Origin of the sequence: Rhodobaculum claviforme (assembly GCF_016653255.1) — a bacterium.
Lineage (GTDB): Bacteria > Pseudomonadota > Alphaproteobacteria > Rhodobacterales > Rhodobacteraceae > Rhodobaculum > Rhodobaculum claviforme.
In genome coordinates, this window is the sequence record NZ_NHSD01000298.1 from 1 (window position 1) to 19,069 (window position 19,069).

23 protein-coding genes and 1 pseudogene are annotated in these 19,069 nt (G+C 70.0%); 19 read left to right on the forward strand and 5 right to left on the reverse strand.

Translation table 11 applies throughout. The features are described from left to right. From CCR87_RS13415 to cysG, 4 genes are all read right to left on the reverse strand, one after another. On the reverse strand, positions 1-701 hold a 701-nt coding region (locus CCR87_RS13415), incomplete at its 3' end, for a phosphoadenylyl-sulfate reductase (RefSeq protein WP_201158040.1). Then, the gene (locus tag CCR87_RS13420) at positions 701-2,377 is read right to left on the reverse strand and encodes a nitrite/sulfite reductase (RefSeq protein ID WP_201158041.1); all 1,677 of its coding nucleotides are present in this window, start codon (positions 2,375-2,377) and stop codon (positions 701-703) included. The genes CCR87_RS13415 and CCR87_RS13420, both read right to left, overlap by 1 nt. A 1-nt stretch (position 2,378) precedes the next feature. After that, on the reverse strand, positions 2,379-2,681 hold the full coding sequence (locus CCR87_RS13425; RefSeq protein ID WP_201158042.1) for a DUF2849 domain-containing protein: 303 nt from the start codon (positions 2,679-2,681) through the stop codon (positions 2,379-2,381). Between the two features lie 3 nt (positions 2,682-2,684). Further along, a complete protein-coding gene (gene cysG, locus CCR87_RS13430) occupies positions 2,685-4,079 on the reverse strand; it encodes a siroheme synthase CysG (protein WP_201158043.1) in 1,395 nt (464 codons plus the stop codon). A 211-nt stretch (positions 4,080-4,290) separates the two neighbouring features. On the opposite strand from cysG, the gene CCR87_RS13435 reads away from it, so the two are divergent. The 19 genes and pseudogenes from CCR87_RS13435 to istA form a co-directional block, all read left to right on the forward strand. Beyond that, entirely contained in the window at positions 4,291-5,049 is a 759-nt protein-coding gene (locus tag CCR87_RS13435) for a MetQ/NlpA family ABC transporter substrate-binding protein (RefSeq protein ID WP_201158044.1), read from the forward strand. Next, positions 5,046-5,225 (forward strand): hypothetical protein, encoded by a 180-nt coding sequence (locus CCR87_RS13440; RefSeq protein WP_201158045.1) that lies wholly within the window; start codon positions 5,046-5,048, stop codon positions 5,223-5,225. The genes CCR87_RS13435 and CCR87_RS13440 overlap by 4 nt, the downstream gene beginning before the upstream one ends. A gap of 146 nt (positions 5,226-5,371) precedes the next feature. Next, positions 5,372-5,836 carry an RrF2 family transcriptional regulator gene (locus CCR87_RS13445; protein ID WP_201158046.1) on the forward strand — a complete coding sequence of 155 codons (465 nt, stop codon included), beginning with the start codon at positions 5,372-5,374 and terminating at the stop codon, positions 5,834-5,836. 163 nt (positions 5,837-5,999) lie between these two features. Then, a complete protein-coding gene (locus tag CCR87_RS13450; RefSeq protein WP_201158047.1) occupies positions 6,000-6,200 on the forward strand; it encodes a hypothetical protein in 201 nt (66 codons plus the stop codon). Positions 6,201-6,271: 71 nt separating this feature from the next. Further along, a complete protein-coding gene (locus CCR87_RS13455) occupies positions 6,272-7,399 on the forward strand; it encodes a sulfate ABC transporter substrate-binding protein (RefSeq protein WP_201158048.1) in 1,128 nt (375 codons plus the stop codon). Between the two features lies 1 nt (position 7,400). Beyond that, positions 7,401-8,252, forward strand: a complete 852-nt coding sequence (cysT, locus tag CCR87_RS13460; RefSeq protein ID WP_201158049.1) for a sulfate ABC transporter permease subunit CysT — start codon at positions 7,401-7,403, stop codon at positions 8,250-8,252. Positions 8,253-8,265: 13 nt separating this feature from the next. Continuing rightward, complete coding sequence (gene cysW, locus CCR87_RS13465; RefSeq protein WP_201158050.1) at positions 8,266-9,144, forward strand: sulfate ABC transporter permease subunit CysW; 879 nt, start codon at positions 8,266-8,268, stop codon at positions 9,142-9,144. A gap of 10 nt (positions 9,145-9,154) precedes the next feature. Beyond that, positions 9,155-9,874, forward strand: a complete 720-nt coding sequence (locus tag CCR87_RS13470) for a sulfate/molybdate ABC transporter ATP-binding protein (protein WP_201158051.1) — start codon at positions 9,155-9,157, stop codon at positions 9,872-9,874. A 15-nt stretch (positions 9,875-9,889) separates the two neighbouring features. Next, complete coding sequence (locus CCR87_RS13475; RefSeq protein WP_201158052.1) at positions 9,890-10,300, forward strand: hypothetical protein; 411 nt, start codon at positions 9,890-9,892, stop codon at positions 10,298-10,300. Then, on the forward strand, positions 10,297-10,791 hold the full coding sequence (locus CCR87_RS13480; RefSeq protein WP_201158053.1) for an Lrp/AsnC family transcriptional regulator: 495 nt from the start codon (positions 10,297-10,299) through the stop codon (positions 10,789-10,791). Before CCR87_RS13475 ends, CCR87_RS13480 begins: the two co-directional genes overlap by 4 nt. A 110-nt stretch (positions 10,792-10,901) precedes the next feature. Next, positions 10,902-11,483, forward strand: a complete 582-nt coding sequence (locus tag CCR87_RS13485) for an RBBP9/YdeN family alpha/beta hydrolase (protein ID WP_201158054.1) — start codon at positions 10,902-10,904, stop codon at positions 11,481-11,483. Positions 11,484-11,666: 183 nt separating this feature from the next. Then, positions 11,667-11,831: a hypothetical protein gene (locus CCR87_RS17335; RefSeq protein ID WP_242512013.1), complete on the forward strand. Its 165-nt coding sequence runs from the start codon at positions 11,667-11,669 to the stop codon at positions 11,829-11,831. Then, entirely contained in the window at positions 11,822-13,198 is a 1,377-nt protein-coding gene (locus CCR87_RS13490; protein WP_338048926.1) for an FAD/NAD(P)-binding protein, read from the forward strand. The genes CCR87_RS17335 and CCR87_RS13490 overlap by 10 nt, the downstream gene beginning before the upstream one ends. Before the next feature lie 216 nt (positions 13,199-13,414). Further along, positions 13,415-14,524 (forward strand): sulfate/molybdate ABC transporter ATP-binding protein, encoded by a 1,110-nt coding sequence (locus CCR87_RS13495; RefSeq protein ID WP_201158056.1) that lies wholly within the window; start codon positions 13,415-13,417, stop codon positions 14,522-14,524. Further along, a complete protein-coding gene (locus tag CCR87_RS13500; protein ID WP_201158057.1) occupies positions 14,521-15,519 on the forward strand; it encodes a sulfate ABC transporter substrate-binding protein in 999 nt (332 codons plus the stop codon). The genes CCR87_RS13495 and CCR87_RS13500 overlap by 4 nt, the downstream gene beginning before the upstream one ends. Before the next feature lie 4 nt (positions 15,520-15,523). Next, positions 15,524-16,384 carry a sulfate ABC transporter permease subunit CysT gene (cysT, locus tag CCR87_RS13505; RefSeq protein ID WP_201158058.1) on the forward strand — a complete coding sequence of 287 codons (861 nt, stop codon included), beginning with the start codon at positions 15,524-15,526 and terminating at the stop codon, positions 16,382-16,384. Next, positions 16,381-17,205 carry a sulfate ABC transporter permease subunit CysW gene (cysW, locus tag CCR87_RS13510; RefSeq protein WP_201158059.1) on the forward strand — a complete coding sequence of 275 codons (825 nt, stop codon included), beginning with the start codon at positions 16,381-16,383 and terminating at the stop codon, positions 17,203-17,205. The genes cysT (CCR87_RS13505) and cysW (CCR87_RS13510) overlap by 4 nt, the downstream gene beginning before the upstream one ends. Continuing rightward, positions 17,202-17,561, forward strand: coding sequence for a rhodanese-like domain-containing protein (locus CCR87_RS13515; protein WP_201158060.1), 360 nt, complete (start codon positions 17,202-17,204; stop codon positions 17,559-17,561). Before cysW (CCR87_RS13510) ends, CCR87_RS13515 begins: the two co-directional genes overlap by 4 nt. A gap of 137 nt (positions 17,562-17,698) precedes the next feature. Beyond that, positions 17,699-18,947: pseudogene (gene istA, locus CCR87_RS13520) on the forward strand (IS21 family transposase); the annotation flags it as partial. 15 nt (positions 18,948-18,962) lie between these two features. On the opposite strand, the gene CCR87_RS13525 reads toward istA, so the two are convergent. After that, positions 18,963-19,069: transposase domain-containing protein (locus tag CCR87_RS13525; protein WP_147277395.1), on the reverse strand; the 107-nt coding region annotated here is incomplete at its 5' end.

Here is a 19,069-nt window from a genome sequence, read left to right on the forward strand (position 1 = left end):
CGTGTGTGCAGGCCGCATTCCCTCGTGCTGTCCTCCCACCACCAGCGGCCGGCACGGGGGTCCTCGCCGATGCGGGTGGCGCGGGTGCAGGGCTGGCAACCGATCGAGCGGAAGCCCGCGTCCAGCAGCCGGTTGTAGGGGATGTCGAGGCTGCGGACATGCAGCACGACGTCCTCCTCGGACCAGTCGAACAGCGGCGACACCTTGATCAGACCGCGCGCGGGGTCGACCTTGGCGAAGCGGGTGTCGCGGCGGGCGGTGGACTGGTCGCGGCGCAGCCCGCTGATCCAGCCCCCGGCCCCCTTCAGTGCGCGGGCGAGCGGTAAGACCTTGCGGACGTGGCAGCAGTGCTGCCGAGCGGTCACGGACTGGCGAAAGCCCATCGGCCCATCTCGGGCGAGCAGCGCATCAAGTTCTGTGCGATCGGGATGCAGGGCGAAGATCCGAACGCCGTAGCGGGCCTCCGTCTCGGCCCAGACATCCAGCGTCTCGGGGAACAGCCGGCCTGTGTCCAGCGTGACAAGGTCGATGTCCAGCCGCTCGCGGGCGATGAAATGCGTCAGAAGCTGGCTCTCGATCCCGAAGGCGGTGGTCAGCACGACCGGGCCGGGGATGGCCGCGCGGATCGCCTGCAGGCGCGGCGCGATCCCGGAGGGCACGGCTGCGTTCAGCGCCTCGGCGCGGGCGACGAGGGGCTGCATCACGCGGCCTCGCGCGCGTAGATGGCGCTGCGGAAGGGCTCCGGGCCGACCCGTCGATAGGTGTCGACGAAGCGCTCGTCGTGGCCCGCGCGGTGCGCAAGGTAGGCCGCCACCAAGCGCTCCATGGCCGGGCCGACCTCCTTGGCCGCAAGGCCGGGGCCGGTGCGCTCGCCCACTGCCGCGTCGGGGCCGGGGTCGCCGCCCAGCGTGATCTGGTAGCTCTCGATCCCCGCCTTCTCCAGCCCGAGGATACCGACATGGCCGACATGGTGATGGCCGCAGGCGTTGATGCAGCCCGAGATCTTGATCTCGAAGGCGCCGATGGCGCGGGCCTTTTCGGGCGCGGCAAAGCGGCGGGCGATGTCCTGCGCGATGGGGATGGAGCGCGCCGTGGCCAGCGCGCAGTAATCCAGCCCCGGGCAGGCGATGATGTCGGTGATCAGCCCCGCATTGGCGGTGGCGAGGCCATGGCGCACCAGCGCCGCATGCAGCGCCGGCAGGTCGTCGCGCGCCACATGGGGCAGCACCACATTCTGCAGATGACTGATCCGCAGCTCACCCAGCGAATGGCGGTCCGCCAGATCCGCGAGCGCCCGCATCTGGTCCGAGGTCGCATCCCCCGGCGCCTCGCCCGGCGCCTTGAGCGAGACGGTCACGATGGCGTGGCCCGGCGCACGGTGGGGGTGGGTGTTCACCTCGGCCCAGAGCGCGAAGGCGGGATCGACCTCTCGGGCGCGGGCCTCGATGGCCGAGACCTCGGCCCGCACCGGCAGGACGGGCGGCGCGAAATGCGCGGCGATGCGGGCCAGTTCCTCCGCCGACGGCACCACTTCCGGCCCGTCGAACAGCCGCTTGCGGCGGGCGAACTCGGCTTCGATCTCGCCCTTCAGCGCCTCCAGCCCGGTCTCGTGCACCAGGATCTTGATGCGGGCCTTGTACTTGTTATCGCGCCGGCCATGCAGGTTGTAGACGGCCAGGATCGCCTCGAGATAGGGCAGCAGATCGGGTTTCGGCACGAACTCCCGCACCACCTTGCCCAGCATCGGCGTGCGACCCATGCCGCCGCCCAGGATCACTGTATAGCCGACCTCGCCCCCTGGCCCGCGCAGGGCACGCAGGCCGATATCGTGGGCCATGGTCACCGCCCGGTCGGCGGGCGTGCCGCTGACCGCGATCTTGAACTTGCGCGGCAGGAACAGGAACTCGGGATGGGATGTGGACCATTGCCGGATCAGCTCGGCCACCGGGCGGGGGTCCTCGATCTCGTCCGCCGCCGCCCCGGCAAAGTGATCCGCCGTGACGTTGCGGATGCAGTTGCCCGAGGTCTGGATGGCGTGCATCCCCGCCTCTGCCAGCCGGTCGAGGATGTCGGGCGTATCCGCCAGCCGCACCCAGTTGAACTGGATGTTCTGGCGGGTGGTGAAATGGCCATAGCCGCGGTCCCAGCGTTCCGCGACCTCGGCCAGCACACGCATCTGGTCCGACGACAGCGTGCCATAGGGGATCGCCACACGCAGCATGTAGGCGTGCAGCTGCAGATACAGGCCGTTCTGAAGACGCAGCGGCTTGAACTCGTCCTCGCTCAGCCGGCCGTCGATCCGGCGGGCCACCTGGTCGCGGAATTCGGCATTGCGGGCGCGCAGGTAATCCGCGTCGAAATCGTCGTAACGGTACATCTCACAGGCCCTCCGCCTGGCGGCCGAGATCCGGCCGGTTGGACGGTCCGCGGGTGCGGAACACCTCGCGGTAATGCAGCGGGCGGGGGGCGGGACCATCCAGCGCCACATCCGCCAGATAGGGACCCACGGCCAGATGCGGCTGCGCCTCGGCCTGCGCCAGCAGCGCCTGCGCCGCGGCGTCGTCCCGGGCCACCGCCGCCGCCGCGAGGTCGCGCGTCCATCCCCCGGCCGCCGTCAGGTAGACGACGTCGCCGATCAGCAGGTCGTTGGCGCTGATGATGCGGGGATGCGTGCGTGCCATCGCTCAGGCCTCCATTGCGGCGGGCAGGGCTGCGGGGGCGGCCTGCCGCCGAGGCGCGAGCCCGAGGAACAGGATCGCGGGGCCCCCGATGCCCTCGGCGACCAGCGCCTGCGGCAGGTCCGCGAGCGTGGTGGCGACGGTTCGGCGCTCGGGCCGGCCGGCGTTCTCCACCGCGCTGACGGGGGTGGTGGGGTCGGCGCCGTGCAGCATCAGGCGTCCCTGCACGAACCGCGCGGCGCGCACGCCCATGTAGATCGCCGTCACCGCCCCGGGGCGTGCCAGCGCCCGCCAGTCGTGTTCGGCCATCCCGGCGGCGTCCTGCGCGGTCGCCAGTGTCACCGCGCTGTTGCGGTCGCGCCGGGTCATCGACCGGCCGATCTCGGCCGCTGCCGCCATGGCCGAGGTCACACCCGGCACGATCTCCCACGCGACGCCCGCGGCATCCAGCGCGTCCAGTTCCTCGTCCAGGCGTCCGAACACGCCCGCATCGCCCGACTTCAGCCGCACCACCAGCGCCCCGCTGCGGGCATGGTCCACCAGCAGCGCGTCGATGTCGGCCTGGCGCCAGGACGGCCCGCCCGCGCGCTTGCCGACGGCGATGAACAGGGCCTCGCGCCGCCCCAGATCAAGGATCGGCCGGGGCACCAGCTGGTCGTGGACGATCACGTCGGCGTCGTGCAGCCGATTGCGCGCCCGCAGTGTCAGAAGCTCCGGATCGCCGGGACCGGCGCCCACCAGCGACACGCGGCCGGCCGGGACCCGACCCGCAATATGTTCGTCAAGGAGGCTTTGCAGCCGGTCCCTCACAGCGCCCTCGCCCCCGGTGTCCAGCGCCATGCGCCCCTCCCGATCGAAATACCGCGTCCAGAAATCCCGCCGAGGCCGACCGAAGGGCAGCGCCTCGACGGCATGGCGAAACCCTGCCGCCAGCCGCGCCAGCGGACCCAGCGCCTGCGGCAGCATCGCCTCGATGTCGGCCTTGATCCGCCGCGCCAGCACCGGTGCCGCGCCTTCGGTCCCGATCGCCACCACCACCGGGTCGCGATCGACGATGGCCGGGCTGATGAAGTCGGACCCCTCCAGATCGTCCACGATGTTCACAAGCGCCCCGGCCCGCCGGCCGATCCCGGCCACCCGCGCATCCTCGGCCGTATCCCCATTCGCGCCATAGACCAGCGCCGCGCAGATCGCGTCGCCCTCGCCCAGCGGGCGACGCACCAGCACCAGCCGCCCGGCTGTCGCGTCGGCCTCGACCTCGGGGTGCGGGTCGGCGGCAAAGACGATGACCCGCGCCTCGGTCCTCAGCAACGTTCGAAGCTTGGAGCGCGCGATTTCGCCTCCGCCCGAGACGACGACGCGACTGCCTTTCAGGTCACGAAACAGCGGAAGGTGGCGCATTTGCGATCCTCGTTTGGCTGGGGTGAGGATAGGCGGTTTTCCCTAAAAGGGGCAATACACCAGGAAAAATACAGACTATTTCCCGTTTAGATGAGCATATATAGGGATTGCGTTCTGTCCGCTCGCCACGACAGGGAAGCCACCCCGGTCCCGGCGCCCTTGCCCGAACCGCATTCCCGGCCGCCATGCCAGGGCGCCACGCAGGCAGCCTTTGTCAATCGGCGGGCGCAGCCCCGGATCCGCCAACGCTGCGACGGCGAATCCAACCTCACGGGCGCACCCCGGCCCCAGCGCTTCGAAACTCATTCCTCTCGGGGACCGCTCGGACGCTCGGACTCTTCTGTCTGCACCGGAAGAGAGGGAATTCACCAGATCCAGCCTGCGCCATGGCCTTCAGGTTTGCCGCTCACACCCAGGGAGCGCGCATGGAGCCGCAACCCCTCCGCGTATCGCCGCCGACCTCGGGCTCGAGATCGCGATCGTCGAGTGCACCGACCATGTCGTTCCGAACCGCGCGCTTTTGCAGGGCGCTCTGGATGCGATCTCGTTCCAGCACCAGCCCTGTCTGGACAACCAGAACGCCAATGCGGGCTTCGATCCGGTCTCGGTCGGCCTGACGGAGACCTTCCCACCCGGGATCCCTTGCAGCCGTCATGCGGCGTGGGAGGACCTGCCCGAGGGCGCCACCATCGCCACCCGGAACGAACCGACCAAGGGCGGACGGTCGCTTGTGCTGCTGCGCGATGCCGGGGCGATCGCGCTGGCCGAGGATGTGGGCGCCCAGCCGACCCTCCTCGACATCATGGCCACCCCCTCCAACTTGCGGTTCATCGAGATCGACGCCGCGCAGACCCCGCGCTCCCGGCAGGATGTGGATGCGGCGGCGATCAATGCCAGCTATGCCGGGCGAACCTCGATCCCACCACCGCGATCCTGCGCGAGGACCCGCGCGGTCCCTGTGCCGACATGATCGCCGTACGCGCCCGGGAGAAGGGCGCCCCCTGGATCGATACCCTGCTGGCGGCCTGTCACACCGCCGAATTCAAGGCCTTCATCGAGGAACGCAGCGCGGGCCATGAAGCCGGGGGGCGTGGTGCGAAACAATCACCCGCTCGCCTTGCGGGCAATCCCACCCATGGGCCATGAGAGAGCCAAGGCACGTCGCGGCGGTGGTGACTGAGCCCCTTGCCGGAGCAGGGCAGCCCGGATCGATAAGATCGAGGCATCTCAATCACGACCTGACAGCGCGGGATGCCTGTTGAGCAACCGGCGCACGTCCTGTAGTCAAGGCCATGATCACGCAGAAGATGAAGTATGGCCTCAAGGCCCTGATGGAACTCGCGGCCGAACGGGCACGCGAGGGGCGTCCGCTGCGGATCGAGGAGATCGCGACGCGGTCCGGCACGCCGAAGCGCTTCCTCGAGCACATCCTGCTGGAGATCCGCAACGCGGGGTTCATCGCGTCCGTGCGGGGCCGCCATGGCGGCTACGTCCTGATCAAGGAGCCGCGCGAGGTGCCGCTGAGCGCGCTCATGCGGCTGATCGACGGGCCGATCGCGCCGCTTCCCTGCCTGTCGCGCCGCGCCTACCAGCGCTGCGAGGACTGCCCCGACGAGGACGCATGCCGGCTGCGCAAGGTCTTCGCGCAGGTGTTCTGGTCCTACCTCGTCCTGATCGAATCGCTGACGCTGGCGGACCTTGTGGAGCAGCCGGGCTCCCTGGATGTCGTCGAAGCGGCCCGCCGGGTCGAGATCTGAGCGGACAGCACCGACCCTCGCGCCGGGCCGGTGCGGTGCCCGGAGAATAATCATCTCTTTTCACGACCGACTTTGACGTGAATATTTCGTTGCTTTTCTCGATTACCTCTGTCGTGATTGTCGGCATGGAAGCGCAGCGCTTCCCGATCGACAGGAGGACGAGATGTTCGCACTTTACCGGTTCCCGAACGCCAAGGCTTCGACCTGCGGTGATCAACTGGCCGGGATGGCCCATGCGATGGGCTGTGGCACCCTCGTGGATGACCACCGGCGGGCACACCCCCTGATTGCCCGTCCCGGCCAACCTGGCCGGGACCAGTGGTCGAGGCTGCACCTCGTAGAGACGCCGACGGTGCTGCGATGACGCGCCCGTTTTTCGCCAACAGGTCCCCAGGCGCGGCCGCGGTGCCGCACCCCCTTCAGGAGACAGGTTCCATGATCCACGCCGTTGCCGTCGCGTCCCATGGTCTCGCACAGGGCCCGCTGGTCACGCGTCTGCCCGATGGCCGGCTTGTCGTCGCGGCTGGCGGGCGACGGGTCACCGGGCGTCCGCTCACAGCCCGGCAGACGACCGGCTGGAAGGCTGCCGCCGGGGCGCTCATCGCTCTTGCGTCCGCCTTCACGGCGCCGGGCGTGTCGGCCCAGACCCTGCTGAACGTCAGCTACGACCCCACGCGCGAGTTGTACCGCGACTACAACGCCTGGTTCGCCGACTGGTGGGAGGCGCAGGGCAACCCGCGGCCCACTCTCCAGACCTCGCACGGCGGGTCCGGTGCGCAGGCGCGGGCGGTGATCGACGGGCTGGGCGCGCATGTGGTCACGCTGGCGCTGGCCTCCGACATCGACGCGATTGCTTCGCGCACCGATCTGATCCCCGAGGACTGGCAGAGCCTCCTGCCGCACAACGCCTCGCCCTATACCTCGACCATCGTGCTGCTGGTGCGGGAGGGCAACCCCAGGGACATCCAGGACTGGAACGACCTGATCCGCGAGGACGTGGCGGTGATCACGCCCAACCCGAAGACCTCGGGCGGGGCGCGGTGGAACTACCTCGCGGCCTGGGCCTATGCCGAGCGCAACGGGCTGGATCCGCGCGAATTCGTGGCCGACATCTACCGCAACGTGCCGGTGCTGGACACCGCCGCGCGGGGCTCCACCACCACCTTCGCGCAGCGCGGCATCGGCGATGTGCTGCTGGCGTGGGAGAACGAGGCCTATCTCGCGCTCAAGGAACTCGGCGAGGACCAGTTCGACATCATCGTGCCCTCGGTGTCGGTGCTGGCGGAGCCGCCGGTGGCGCTGGTGGAGGGCAACCTCGGGGATGACGCCACCCGGGCGCTGGCCACGGCGTATCTGGAGCAGCTCTACAGCCCCGAGGCCCAGGCCATGGCGCTGCGGCACTTCTACCGCGCCTGGGACACATCGGCCGCCGACCCCGAGGACGTGGCGCGGTTCCCCGAACTCGAGCGCCTGACCATCGAGGATTTCGGCGGCTGGGCGGTGGTGCAGCCCGAACACTTCGGCGACGGCGGCATCTTCGACCAGATCTACGTGGGCCAGTGACATGGCCGCGCGGACGTTCAGCGTGAGGGCCCCCACCCCGATGCCGGGGTGGGGGCTGTCGTTCGGGATCATGCTGACGATGCTGTCGGTCGTCGTGCTGATCCCCATGGCGGTGCTGCTGTGGCGCGGCTTTGTCGGCTTCGGCGCGGCGGGCATGTGGGAGGTGGTCAACCGCCCCCGCGTCTGGAACGCGCTGGAGCTGAGCTTCCGCGCGGCGCTGATAGCGTCGCTCTTCAACCTCGTGTTCGGGGTGCTGCTGGCCTGGGTGCTGGTGCGCTACCGCTTCCCGGGCAAGCGCATCGTCGATGCGGCGGTGGACCTGCCGTTCGCGCTGCCCACCGCCGTGGCCGGCATCGCGCTGACCGCGATCTATGCCCCCAACGGCATGTTCGGATCGGCCCTGATGCAGAGCTTCGGCCTGCGCGTGGCCTATACCGAGATCGGCATCTGGATCGCGCTGATCTTCGTGGGCCTGCCCTTCGTCGTGCGCACCGTCCAGCCGGTGATCGAGGAGATCGACCGCGAAACCGAAGAGGCCAGCGCCACCCTTGGCGCCTCGCGCCTGCGCACGCTGACCCATGTCATTCTGCCGATGCTCGCGCCCGCGGCACTCACGGGCTTCGCGCTCGCGCTGGCGCGGTCGGTGGGGGAATACGGCTCGGTCATCTTCATCGCCGGCAACCTGCCCAACGTGACCGAGATCGCGCCCCTCCTCATCGTCATCCGGCTGGAGGAGTTCGACTACGACGGCGCGGTGGCCATCGCCATCGCCATGCTGGTGATCTCGTTTGCCCTGCTGCTCGCCATCAACCTCATCCAGATCTGGAGCCGCCGCCGCATGGGCGCGGCGTGACAGGGGACCGGACATGACCGACACGCCTGCCATCCCCGCCCGCCCGCGCCCCTTCCGCCCGGCGACCACCGAACCGGCGCTGGTGAAATGGTCGCTGATCGGCCTGTGCCTCGCGGTGCTGACGGTGCTGCTGTTCGCACCCCTCTATGCCGTGTTCGACGAGGCGCTGCGGCGCGGCTGGGCCTTCGCGCTGGCCTCGCTGTCCGAGCCCGACGCGCAGTCCGCGATCCGCCTGACACTGCTGGTCGCCGCCATCACCGTGCCCCTGAACGCGGCCTTCGGCATCGCGGCGGCCTGGGCCATCACCAAGTTCGACTGGCGCGGCAAGGCGTGGGTCATCACCTTCATCGACCTGCCGTTCTCCATCTCTCCGGTCGTCGCGGGGCTGCTGTTCATCCTGATGTTCGGCGCCAATTCCGCGCTGGGGATGTGGCTTGTGGCCAACGGCCTGCCGGTGGTCTTTGCCGTGCCGGGGATCGTGCTGGCGACGATGTTCATCACCTTCCCCTTCGTGGCGCGCGAGCTGATCCCCGTGATGCTCGAACAGGGCCGGGCGGAGGAGGAAGCCGCCCTGACCCTCGGCGCCTCGGGCTGGCGCACCTTCCTGACCGTCACCCTGCCCAACATCCGCTGGGCGCTGCTCTATGGCGTGCTGCTGTGCAACGCCCGCGCGATGGGAGAGTTCGGCGCGGTCGCCGTGGTCTCGGGCAAGATCCGAGGCCAGACCACCACCATGCCGCTGATGATCGAGATGTTCTACAACGAATACCTCTCGGTCGCGGCCTTCACCATGGCGGGCGTGCTCGCGCTCCTCGCCCTTGTGACGCTGACGCTGAAATCGGCGCTGGAGTGGCGGTATGCCGACCAGCTCGCCGCCACCCACCGCCATTGAGGGACCGACGATGAACATCGACATCGAGGAAATCTCCAAGGACTTCGGCACCACCGCCGCGCTCCACCCCGTCTCCCTGTCCATCCCCTCGGGCACGCTGGTGGCCCTGCTGGGCCCCTCCGGCTCGGGCAAGACGACGCTTTTGCGCATCCTCGGGGGGCTGGAGTTCCCCACGGCGGGGCGGGTCCTGTTCGACGCCTCCGACGCCACGGGCCTCAGCGTGCAGGAGCGGCGTGCGGGCTTCGTGTTCCAGTCCTACGCCCTCTTCCGCCACATGACGGTCTTCGACAACATCGCCTACGGCCTGCGCGCCCGCCCGCGCCGGTCCCGGCCCGGCGGACCGGAGATCGCGCGCCGAGTCAACCGCCTCCTGAGCCTCATCAAGCTGCCCGACATCGGCGCGCGATACCCCAGCCAGTTGTCGGGCGGCCAGCGCCAGCGCGTCGCCCTCGCGCGCGCCCTCGCCATCGAACCGCGGATGCTGCTGCTGGACGAGCCCTTCGGCGCGCTGGATGCCAAGGTCCGCCGCGAGTTGCGCCAGGGCCTGCGCGACATCCACGACACCACCGGCCTCACCACCGTCTTCGTCACCCACGACCAGGAGGAAGCGATGCAACTCGCCGATCTCGTCGTCGTCATGTCCATGGGCCGCATCGAACAGGTCGGCCGCCCAGAGGACATTCGCGCACGCCCCGGGACCGAGTTCGTGCGCGAGTTCATCTCCGCATGAGGGGGGGCGGACCGGATGACCGGGCAAGCCGGCACCGACCTGCCGCTCCGGCTGCGGCTGGCGCTGCACGCGACCACTGCTGCGTGGCGGCCGCCCGGCGATCTGTCTGCTGCCGAGTTGGACACACTGCGGCGGGCCGCCCGGAACGGCTGGCGGTTCCGGCAGGCGTCCCCCCGATGGGACACGATCTGGCGCCCCCAGGCTTGCGATCTCGCGCACCACCGGGTGTTTCTCCTTCCGGCGCGCGGGTTCGGCATGCGGGACGATGATCTGCGCGCCTTGTCCCCTGGTCGCCTGCACGCGGCCGGGCTTCGGTTCCCGCAGCCCGCCGCGGTCGATCTGCACACCGCCGAGCACGCCCCGGTGCGGGCGATGGTCCCGGGCTGGTGCGACGACTGCCCCCCGCGCCGAGGAGGCCGACGATGAGCGCACCACCCGCTGCGATCCCCAGCCTTGACCGGATCGACCGCAAGATCCTGCATGCGCTGATGCAGGACGCCACGCTGCCGGTGGCCCAGCTGGCCGACCGCGTGGGCCTGTCGCAGACCCCCTGCTGGAAGCGCGTGCAGAAGCTCGAGGCCGCCGGCGTCATCACCGGCCGCGTGGCCCTCGTCGCGCCCGAGAAGATCGGCCTCGGCCTCACCGTCTTCGTCGAGATCGAGGCCGCCGACCACACCCCCGCCTGGCGCGAGGCCTTCACGGCTCTGATGCGGGAATACCATGAGGTGGTCGAGGTGCACCGCATGGCCGGCGAGGTGGACTATCTGCTCAAGGTCATCGTGGCCGACATGGCCGCCTTCGATGCCTTCTACCTCGACCTCACCCATCGCCTCGCCTGCCGCAACGTGACCTCCAAGTTCTCCATGGAGCGGATGAAGGCGACCACGGCGCCGCCGATCGATACGGCGAATGCCTGAGCGCGCAATGGGGCCACGGTGGAGACTCCTGTTCTCCTCAGGACGGGAAAAACGAACCTCAATTACACGATGGACATGCTAGAGATTACGGAGATGAAAAGGAGATCGACATGACGCGCACCTTGCTCATCCCCGGCCTCGACGGCTCGCCCGCCCCCCACTGGCAGGCCTGGTGGCAGGCCAGTGACCCGACCGCGCTGACCGTGCATCAGGACGACTGGGCGGACCCCTCGCCCGAAGCCTGGGAGGCCGAGGTGGCGGGCGCCGTCCTGCAGCACCCCGGCGCGATTCTGGTGGCGCACTCGCTGGGCTGCCTCGTGGTGGCGCGCCTGCTGGCGCAATGGCCGCAACTGGATATCGGCGGCGCGCTGCTGGTTGCGCCGGCCGATCCCCGGCGGAGCTTCCGTCTGCGCCGCTTCGCCGACATCCCGCGCGACGAGCTGCCGGCGCCGGTCACGGTGGCCGCCAGCCGCAACGATCCCTGGATGCCGTTCGCCACCGCCTTCGATCTGGCCGATGACTGGGGCGCGGCCCTCGTCGATCTGGGGCAGGCCGGGCATGTCAACGCAGACAGCGGTTTCGGCCCTTGGCCGGAGGGGATCGCCCTGCGCGACGCGCTGGTGCGCCGGTCGCGGGTCCGGGTGCGCCCCGCTGCCGCCCGGGCGGCGCTGGCCCAACGATGGGCCTTCTGATGCGCAGCGCCGCCGTGCCCCCCGCGCGCGCGCCACGCGCACGACGCCGCGCAAGAACTGCCCCATTGCGCTGGGGGTCCTGGCCCTCGCCTGTGCCTGGGTGCTGGTCATCGTCGTCGCGCCGAAGGGAACCTTCAGCCCGCAGCCCAGCGTCGTCCAGACCAACCGGTAAAGGAGCGTCCCATGCCCTGCATCCTCGATCACGAGCTGTGCCGGCTGCTGGCCAGCCCCGACCAGCACGCCGTCGCTCCCGACGACCTGGCGGTCGAGCCAGTGGTCGAGCTGCCGGCAATCCTCGCGCTGTGTTGTGCCGTGGGGCTCTGGCTCATGGTGGTCGCGTGGACCTGAGCGCGGCGCACGGAGCCTTCGACGCGGCGTCTGGAAAACGGCGCCGCGTCGTCATCCTCGGCGGCGGGGCCAGCGGCGTGCTGATGGCGCTGCATCTGCTGCGGGCCAGCCCGGCCGTGACCATGTGCCTGGTGGAGAAGTCGGACATGCTCGGCCGCGGGGTGGCCTATGGCACCCGCGATCCGGCGCATCTGCTCAACACCCGTGTGGCGAACATGTCGGCGATCGTGGACGACCCGGCGCACTTCCTGGAGTGGCTGCGCGCCACGGTCGACCCGGCGTGTTGCCCCTGGTCCTTCGTGTCGCGCGAGGTCTATGGCCGGTACCTTGCCGAAACCCTCACCCAAGCACCCGGGCGCGACCGGCTGACCTGTCTGCAGGCCGAGGCCGTCCGGGTGGAGCCCCTGGCGCAGGGCACCCGCGTGCATCTCGCGGACGGGCGAGCCGTGACGGCGGACATCACGGTGCTCGCCACCGGACATGCCCTGCCCGCGGCCGAGCCGGACGCCGCGCTGTCGCTGCCCTGGGGCGACAGCGCGCCGCCGGAGCGGATGGCCGATGTGCTGATCGTCGGCACCGGGCTGACCATGGTGGATCAGGTGCTGTCGCTGCTCGACGCCGGCCACGGGGGGCGGATCGAGGCGGTGTCCCGCCGCCGCCTCCTGCCGCAGCCCCATGCGGACGCGGCGCCGCTGGGGATCGCGGCGGCCGACCTGCCGCTTGGCCGCCCGGTGAGCACCCTCATGCGCTGGCTGCGCGACCGCGTGGCGACGGCCGAGGCCGAGGGCGGCGACTGGCGCTCGGTCGTCGATGGCCTGCGCCCACATGTCCAGGCGCTCTGGCAGGCGATGGACGCGGACGGCCGCGCCCGGTTCCTGCGCCACGCCTGCGGCTGGTGGGAGGTGCACCGCCACCGGATGCCGCCCTCCTCCGCCCAAAGGCTGGCGGTGGCGCAGCGGGAGGGGCGCCTGACCCTGCGCCGGGCCGCGTTTCTGGGCGCGGAGCGGGGCGAGGGCGGCAGGATCACCGCGCGCCTGCGCCTCCCCGATCGCACGGAGGAGGCGCGCGTGGTCGACCGCATCATCGACTGCCGCGGCATCCGCCGCGATCCCGCGCAGAACGCAGGCCCTGTGATCCGCCACCTGATCGAGGACGGGCTGGCCTGCGTGGATCCGCTGCGCTTCGGCATCGATGTGGACACCTGCGCACGCGTCCTGCGCCCGGACGGCACGCCCCACGCGACGATCTTCGCCCTCGGTCCCGTGTCCCGCGCCGCCTTCTGGGAGATCACGGCGATTCCCGACATTCGGGTGCAGGCGGCACGGCTGTCCGCGCAACTGGTCGAAGTGGAGGCTCGGTCCGCCTGACGGGCCTTCAGCGCGCAAAACAGGAACATATTCCCAAAGCGGGCCGGATCGGCGATCCATTTTGCCAGCCCGCGCAAGCCCGGAATGCCACTGTCATCGCACGGCGCGCGACGCTGGAATTCCCGCCGCCCACCCCGGCCCCGCTGGCCGGCCGGCGCCGTTGCCGCCCCTGAACCCCCCTCTTATGTCGAACACCGGATTGAGGAAGGCGCGCCAATGTCGATCACGGTATCAGGGCTGACCAAGCGGTTCGGGCAGACGGATGTTCTGCGCGGGATCGAGCTTGGCGTCGAGCAGGGCGAGCTGGTCGCGCTGCTCGGTCCCTCGGGCTCGGGCAAGACGACGCTTCTGAAGATCATCGCCGGGCTGGAATGGCCCGACGCCGGGCAGCTGGATGTCAACGGGCAGGACTGGCTGCGGCTGGCGGCGCAGGAGCGCCGCATCGGCTTCGTGTTCCAGAATTACGCGCTGTTTCCGCACATGACGGTGCGCGACAACCTCGCCTTCGGGCTGACCGTGCGCCCCCGGGCCGAACGGCCCGGCCGCGCGGTGATCGCGGCCAAGGTCGACGAGCTGCTGCACTTCCTCCAGATCGTGGATCTGGCCGACCGCTACCCCACCCAGCTTTCGGGCGGCCAGCGCCAGCGGGTGGCACTCGGGCGGGCGCTGGCGATCGAGCCCAATGTGCTGCTGCTCGATGAACCCTTCGGCGCGCTCGACGCCGCGATCCGGCGCGATCTGCGCCGCTGGCTGCGCGGCGTGCACGAGGCGACCGGCTCGACCACGATCTTCGTGACCCACGATCAGGAGGAGGCGTTCGAGCTTGCCGACCGCGTGGTCGTCATGGGCGCGGGGCGGATCGAGCAGATCGGCCATGCCGATGCGATCCACGACCACCCGGCCTCGCCGTTTGTCGCCCGCTTCATGGGCGCCACGGTGGAGCTGCCCGTCACCCTGCACGCCGGTCGGGCCGACGGGTCGGGGCTGGATCTCTCGGCGCTGGAGCGCCGGGCCCTGCCCGACGGCCCGGCCCGGCTGTTCGTCCGCCCGCAGGACATCGCCCCCCGCCCCGATCCCGCCGCACCCTGGCGGATCGCCAGCCGCACGTCGAACGGCGCGCAGCTGCGGCTGGTGCTGCGCCACCCCGATCTTGGCGAGGCCGAGGCCGACGTGCCCCGCCGCGCCTCTGCGGCCGAAGCCCTGACCCCGGACGCCGCCGTGCGCCTGACGATCGAGGCCGGCACGATCTTTCCCACCGACCGGCGCCCCGGCGCCGCATCGGCCGAACCAGTTCCCCTCACATCCCACAAGGAGACGGCACGATGACCTTCCCCGCCCTTCGCGCGACCGCCGTGGCCGTGGCCCTTGCCGCCACCCCGGCCGCCGCACAGGACCGCCTGCTCAACACCAGCTACGACATCGCGCGCGAGTTGTTCGAGGCGCTCAATCCCGTCTTTGCCGAGAATTGGCAGGCGACCGAGGGCCGCAGCGTGACCATCGACCAGAGCCACGGCGGCTCGTCGCGCCAGGCCCGCGCGATCCTGGAGGGGCTGGCAGCCGATGTGGTGACCTTCAACCAGGAAACCGACATCGACGTCCTGGCCGCGGGTGGCCTTGTCTCCCAGGACTGGCGCGAGGCCCTGCCCAACGGCGCCTCGCCCTGGTATTCGCTGCCGGCGTTTCTGGTGCGCGAGGGCAACCCGAAGGACATTCAGGACTGGGACGATCTGGCCCGCGACGATGTCCAGGTGATCTTTCCCAACCCCCGCACCAGCGGCAATGCGCGCTACACCTACCTCGCGGCCTTCGCCTACGGGCTGGAGCACAACGACGGCGACGAAGATGCCGCCGAGGCCTTCGTCAAGGCGATCTTCGACAACGTGCCGGTGTTCGACACCGGCGGGCGCGGCGCCACCCAGACCTTCGCCGAGCGCAACATCGGCGACGTGCTGGTGACGTTCGAGGCCGAGACCGGCGGGATCGCGGAGGCCTACGCCGAGGCCGGGCTGGAGCGTGTCACCCCCTCGCTCAGCCTGTTCGCGGCGTTCCCGGTCGCCGTCGTGACCGAAGTGGCCGAGCGCAATGGCACCATCGACTTGGCGACCGCCTATCTGGAATGGCTCTACTCCGCGGACGCGCAGCGCATCGTCGCGCAGAACTTCTACCGCGTCGCCAACGAGGATGTGGCGGCCGAGTTCGCGGACACCCTGCCCGAGGTGCGGCTGGTGACGGTGGACGAGGTCTTCGGCGGCTGGGAGGCCATTCAGGAAAACCACTTCGCCGAGGGCGCCCGGCTGGACCGCGTCTTCGTCAACCAGTGATGCCATGACCGCCGTCGCCACCAACACCGGCGCGCCCGTCCGCGCCAAACGCGTCCTGCCGGGGTTCACGCTGAGCCTCGGCACGACGCTGCTTTACATGACCTTCATCGTGCTGATCCCGGTCATCGCGCTGATCCTCAAGGGCGCCGAGATCGGCCCGGCGCGGTTCTGGGCCATCGTCTCCAGCCCCCGCGCGGTGGCGGCGTTCCAGATCACACTGACGGCCGCCGTGATCGCCACCGTCTTCAACGCCCTCTATGGCCTGCTGATGGCCTGGGTGCTGGTGCGCTACGAGTTCCCGGGCAAGCGGGTGCTGGACGCGCTGATGGACGTGCCCTTCGCCCTGCCCACCGCCGTCGCGGGCCTGTCGCTGACGGCGCTCTTCTCCGCCAACGGCTGGTTCGGCCCGGTGCTGGCGGCGCTGGGGGTCGAGGTCGTCTACACCATCTGGGGCATCGCGCTGGCCATGGCCTTCACCTCCGTGCCCTTCGTCGTGCGCACCGTCCAGCCGGTGCTGGAGGACATGGACCCAGCCCTGGAACAGGCCGCCGTCACGCTGGGGGCCCGGCCCTGGACCATCTTCACCCGCGTGGTGTTCCCCGCGATCCTGCCCGCCTGGCTGGCGGGCTGCACCACCGCCTTCGCGCGGTCCCTGGGAGAGTTCGGCGCCATCGTCTTCATCGCCGGCAACCTGCCGTTCCGCACCGAGATCGCGGCCCTGCTGGCCTACATCCGGCTGGAGGAGTTCGACTACAACGGCGCCGCCGCCATCGCGCTTGTGCTGCTGGCCTTCGCGCTGGTGCTGCTCCTGATCTCGAACCTCCTGCAGTTCTGGGCGTCGCGCTACCGCGAGGCCGGCCGATGAGCACCCCTGCCCCTCCCTACGGCCCGTCGCGCCGCGGCGAACGCATCCTGATCGGCCTTGCCGTCGGGCTGACGGTCCTCTTCATCGCCGCCCCGCTCGCCTTCATCTTCGTGCGCGCCTTTTCGCAGGGCTGGCAGGTCTATGCCGCCAACATCCTGCACCCCGCCACGCTGCACGCGATCTGGCTGACGACGATCACCGCGATCATCGTCGTGCCTCTGAACGTGGCCTTCGGCATCGCCGCCGCCTGGGCCGTGGCCAAGCATCGCTTTCCGGGGCGCGGGATCCTCGTGACGATGATCGAGATCCCCTTCTCGATCTCGCCCATCATCGCAGGCATCTGCTACCTTCTGCTCTATGGTCGGCAGGGGCTGCTCGGGCCGTGGCTGCAGGCCAACGATTTGCAGGTGATGTTCGCCCTGCCCGGCATCGTGCTGGTGACGATGTTCGTCACCGCCCCCTTTGTCGCGCGCGAGGTGCTCCCGCTGATGCAGGCGCAGGGCACCGAGCAGGAACAGGCCGCCGTCACGCTCGGCGCCAACGGCTGGCAGGTGTTCCGCCGCGTCACCCTGCCCAACATCAAATGGGCGCTCCTCTATGGCGCGGTGCTGTGCACGGCCCGCGCGGTGGGCGAGTTCGGCGGTGTCTCCGTCGTCTCGGGCAACATCCGCGGCCAGACCAACACCCTGCCGCTGCATGTGGAGCTGCTCTTCAACGACCTCAACGCGGTGGGCGCCTTCGCCGCGGCCTCCACCCTCACGCTGATCGCCATCGTGGCGCTGGTGGTGAAGGCGCTTCTGGAGGGCAGAAAAGCGGCATGATCGACGCCCCCGTGATCGATCCGGCCGAGGCCGCAGGCCCGCTGCGCCTCCTCGACGTGCGCGACGCCGAAAGCTTCGCGGCCGGGCATGCCCCCGGCGCGGTGCGCGTCCCCGTCGAGGACTGGGTCGCCGACGCCCGCACCCCTGCGGGCGCTTTCGCCAACACCACCTCCTGGGCCGACGTCATCGCCGCTCTCGATATCGGGCCGGGGACCATTGCGGGCATCCTGGATGACGGACGGATGACCGAGGCCGCGCGTGTGGGGCTGCCCCCCGTTTGGCAAGCGCAATCTTCGGTCTTTCGGCGGGGTCTTCGATCGGACGTGTGCCCGGCCTCTGAGCGTGGCCGTGGATGACGCCACGGGTTGAGAACGGCGGTGCAAAATTCGTCCACGGTAGCGGCGGGGTAGTCCTGCTGCGGGCGGCGTAAAAGTCGTCCACCTATGTCCTTCCTGCGTGCTGTAGGGTGGGCGGGAGGATCATCACCGTGGACATGTATCGGAAGGTTCGTCTGGCTTGTGCGGAAGGCATGAGTCAGCGGCAGGCGGCGCAGCACTTCAACATCTCGCGCGACAGCGTGCGCAAGATCCTGGCGTTCTCGGAGCCGCCCGGATACCGGCGCACGGCCCCGGTGAAGCGGCCCAAGCTGGACGGGTTCACCGAGATCATCGACGGCTGGCTGGAGGATGATCGCGGAGTTCACCGCAAGCAGCGGCACACGGCGAAGCGGGTGTTCGAGCGGTTGCGCGACGAGCACGGGTTCACCGGGGGCTACACGATCATCAAGGACTACATGCGCGAGCGCTGCGGGCGGGAGGTGTTTGTGCCGCTGCCGCATCCGCCCGGCCATGCGCAGGCGGACTTCGGCGAAGGTGAGCCATGCCGCGCCATTGGTCCGAGCGACAATGGCGAACGTGATCATCGGCGGGGTGGAGCAGAAGGCGCACTTCTTCGTCCTGGACCTGCCGCACAGCGACGGCTGCTTCGTGCGGGCCTATCCGGCGGCGACGGCGGAGGCCTGGGTGGACGGCCACGTCCACGCCTTAGCCTTCTTCGGCCGGGTGCCGCTGTCGGTGCTCTACGACAACGACCGCTGTCTGGTGTCGAAGATCCTGCCCGACGGGACGCGGTTGCGGGCCAGGCTCTTCAACGGGTTCCTGTCGCATTACGTGTTGCGCGACCGCTATGGGCGGCCGGGCAAGGGCAACGACAAGGGCAATGCGGAGGGGCTGGTGGGCTTCTCACGCCGCAACTTCATGGTGCCGATCCCGCGGTTCGCGACATGGGAGGACTTCAACGCCCACCTCGAGGCGCAGTGCCGCAAGCGCCAGTCCGACGTCTTGCGGGGGCAGACCGAGGCGATCGGCGAGCGCCTGGCGCGGGATCTGGCCGCCATGTCCGAGCTGCCCGCCGCGCCGTTCGAGGCCTGCGACCAGGCCGCCGGACGGGTCAGCTCGCAGGCGCTGGTGCGCTACAGGACCAACGACTACTCGGTGCCGGTGGCCTATGGCCATCGCGACGTCTGGATCCGCGGCTATGTCGACATGGTGGTGATCGGCTGCGGCGGCGACGTCATCGCCCGGCACCCGCGATGCTACGGCCGCGAGGATGCCGTCTTCGACCCGATCCACTACCTTCCGCTGATCGAGCGCAAGATCAACGCACTGGACCAGGCGGCACCGCTGGCGGAGTGGGACCTGCCCCCCGAGTTCGCGACGCTGCGCCGGCTAATGGAGGGTAAGCGCGATGGCTGGGCCCTATGCGGCGAGGCTTGACGGCTGCGCGTAGCGCCAGGGCATGAGGTCCTCGATGCGGGATTTGGGGTGGCCGTCGAGGATGGCGCGGAGGGTGTCGGCGAGGTAGT

What these genes read in the sequence shown, in the direction of transcription:
- CCR87_RS13515 (WP_201158060.1), top strand. Translation starts at nt 17,202, where the DNA reads ATGATCGACGCCCCCGTGATCGATCCGGCCGAGGCCGCAGGCCCGCTG.
- cysW (WP_201158059.1), top strand. Translation starts at nt 16,381, where the DNA reads ATGAGCACCCCTGCCCCTCCCTACGGCCCGTCGCGCCGCGGCGAACGC.
- CCR87_RS13440 (WP_201158045.1), top strand. Translation starts at nt 5,046, where the DNA reads ATGATCGCCGTACGCGCCCGGGAGAAGGGCGCCCCCTGGATCGATACC.
- CCR87_RS13470 (WP_201158051.1), top strand. Translation starts at nt 9,155, where the DNA reads ATGAACATCGACATCGAGGAAATCTCCAAGGACTTCGGCACCACCGCC.
- CCR87_RS13450 (WP_201158047.1), top strand. Translation starts at nt 6,000, where the DNA reads ATGTTCGCACTTTACCGGTTCCCGAACGCCAAGGCTTCGACCTGCGGT.
- CCR87_RS13500 (WP_201158057.1), top strand. Translation starts at nt 14,521, where the DNA reads ATGACCTTCCCCGCCCTTCGCGCGACCGCCGTGGCCGTGGCCCTTGCC.
- CCR87_RS17335 (WP_242512013.1), top strand. Translation starts at nt 11,667, where the DNA reads ATGCCCTGCATCCTCGATCACGAGCTGTGCCGGCTGCTGGCCAGCCCC.
- cysT (WP_201158049.1), top strand. Translation starts at nt 7,401, where the DNA reads ATGGCCGCGCGGACGTTCAGCGTGAGGGCCCCCACCCCGATGCCGGGG.
- cysG (WP_201158043.1), bottom strand. Translation starts at nt 4,079, where the DNA reads ATGCGCCACCTTCCGCTGTTTCGTGACCTGAAAGGCAGTCGCGTCGTC.
- CCR87_RS13425 (WP_201158042.1), bottom strand. Translation starts at nt 2,681, where the DNA reads ATGGCACGCACGCATCCCCGCATCATCAGCGCCAACGACCTGCTGATC.
- cysW (WP_201158050.1), top strand. Translation starts at nt 8,266, where the DNA reads ATGACCGACACGCCTGCCATCCCCGCCCGCCCGCGCCCCTTCCGCCCG.
- CCR87_RS13420 (WP_201158041.1), bottom strand. Translation starts at nt 2,377, where the DNA reads ATGTACCGTTACGACGATTTCGACGCGGATTACCTGCGCGCCCGCAAT.
- CCR87_RS13485 (WP_201158054.1), top strand. Translation starts at nt 10,902, where the DNA reads ATGACGCGCACCTTGCTCATCCCCGGCCTCGACGGCTCGCCCGCCCCC.
- CCR87_RS13475 (WP_201158052.1), top strand. Translation starts at nt 9,890, where the DNA reads ATGACCGGGCAAGCCGGCACCGACCTGCCGCTCCGGCTGCGGCTGGCG.
- CCR87_RS13495 (WP_201158056.1), top strand. Translation starts at nt 13,415, where the DNA reads ATGTCGATCACGGTATCAGGGCTGACCAAGCGGTTCGGGCAGACGGAT.
- CCR87_RS13455 (WP_201158048.1), top strand. Translation starts at nt 6,272, where the DNA reads ATGATCCACGCCGTTGCCGTCGCGTCCCATGGTCTCGCACAGGGCCCG.
- CCR87_RS13480 (WP_201158053.1), top strand. Translation starts at nt 10,297, where the DNA reads ATGAGCGCACCACCCGCTGCGATCCCCAGCCTTGACCGGATCGACCGC.
- CCR87_RS13445 (WP_201158046.1), top strand. Translation starts at nt 5,372, where the DNA reads ATGATCACGCAGAAGATGAAGTATGGCCTCAAGGCCCTGATGGAACTC.
- cysT (WP_201158058.1), top strand. Translation starts at nt 15,524, where the DNA reads ATGACCGCCGTCGCCACCAACACCGGCGCGCCCGTCCGCGCCAAACGC.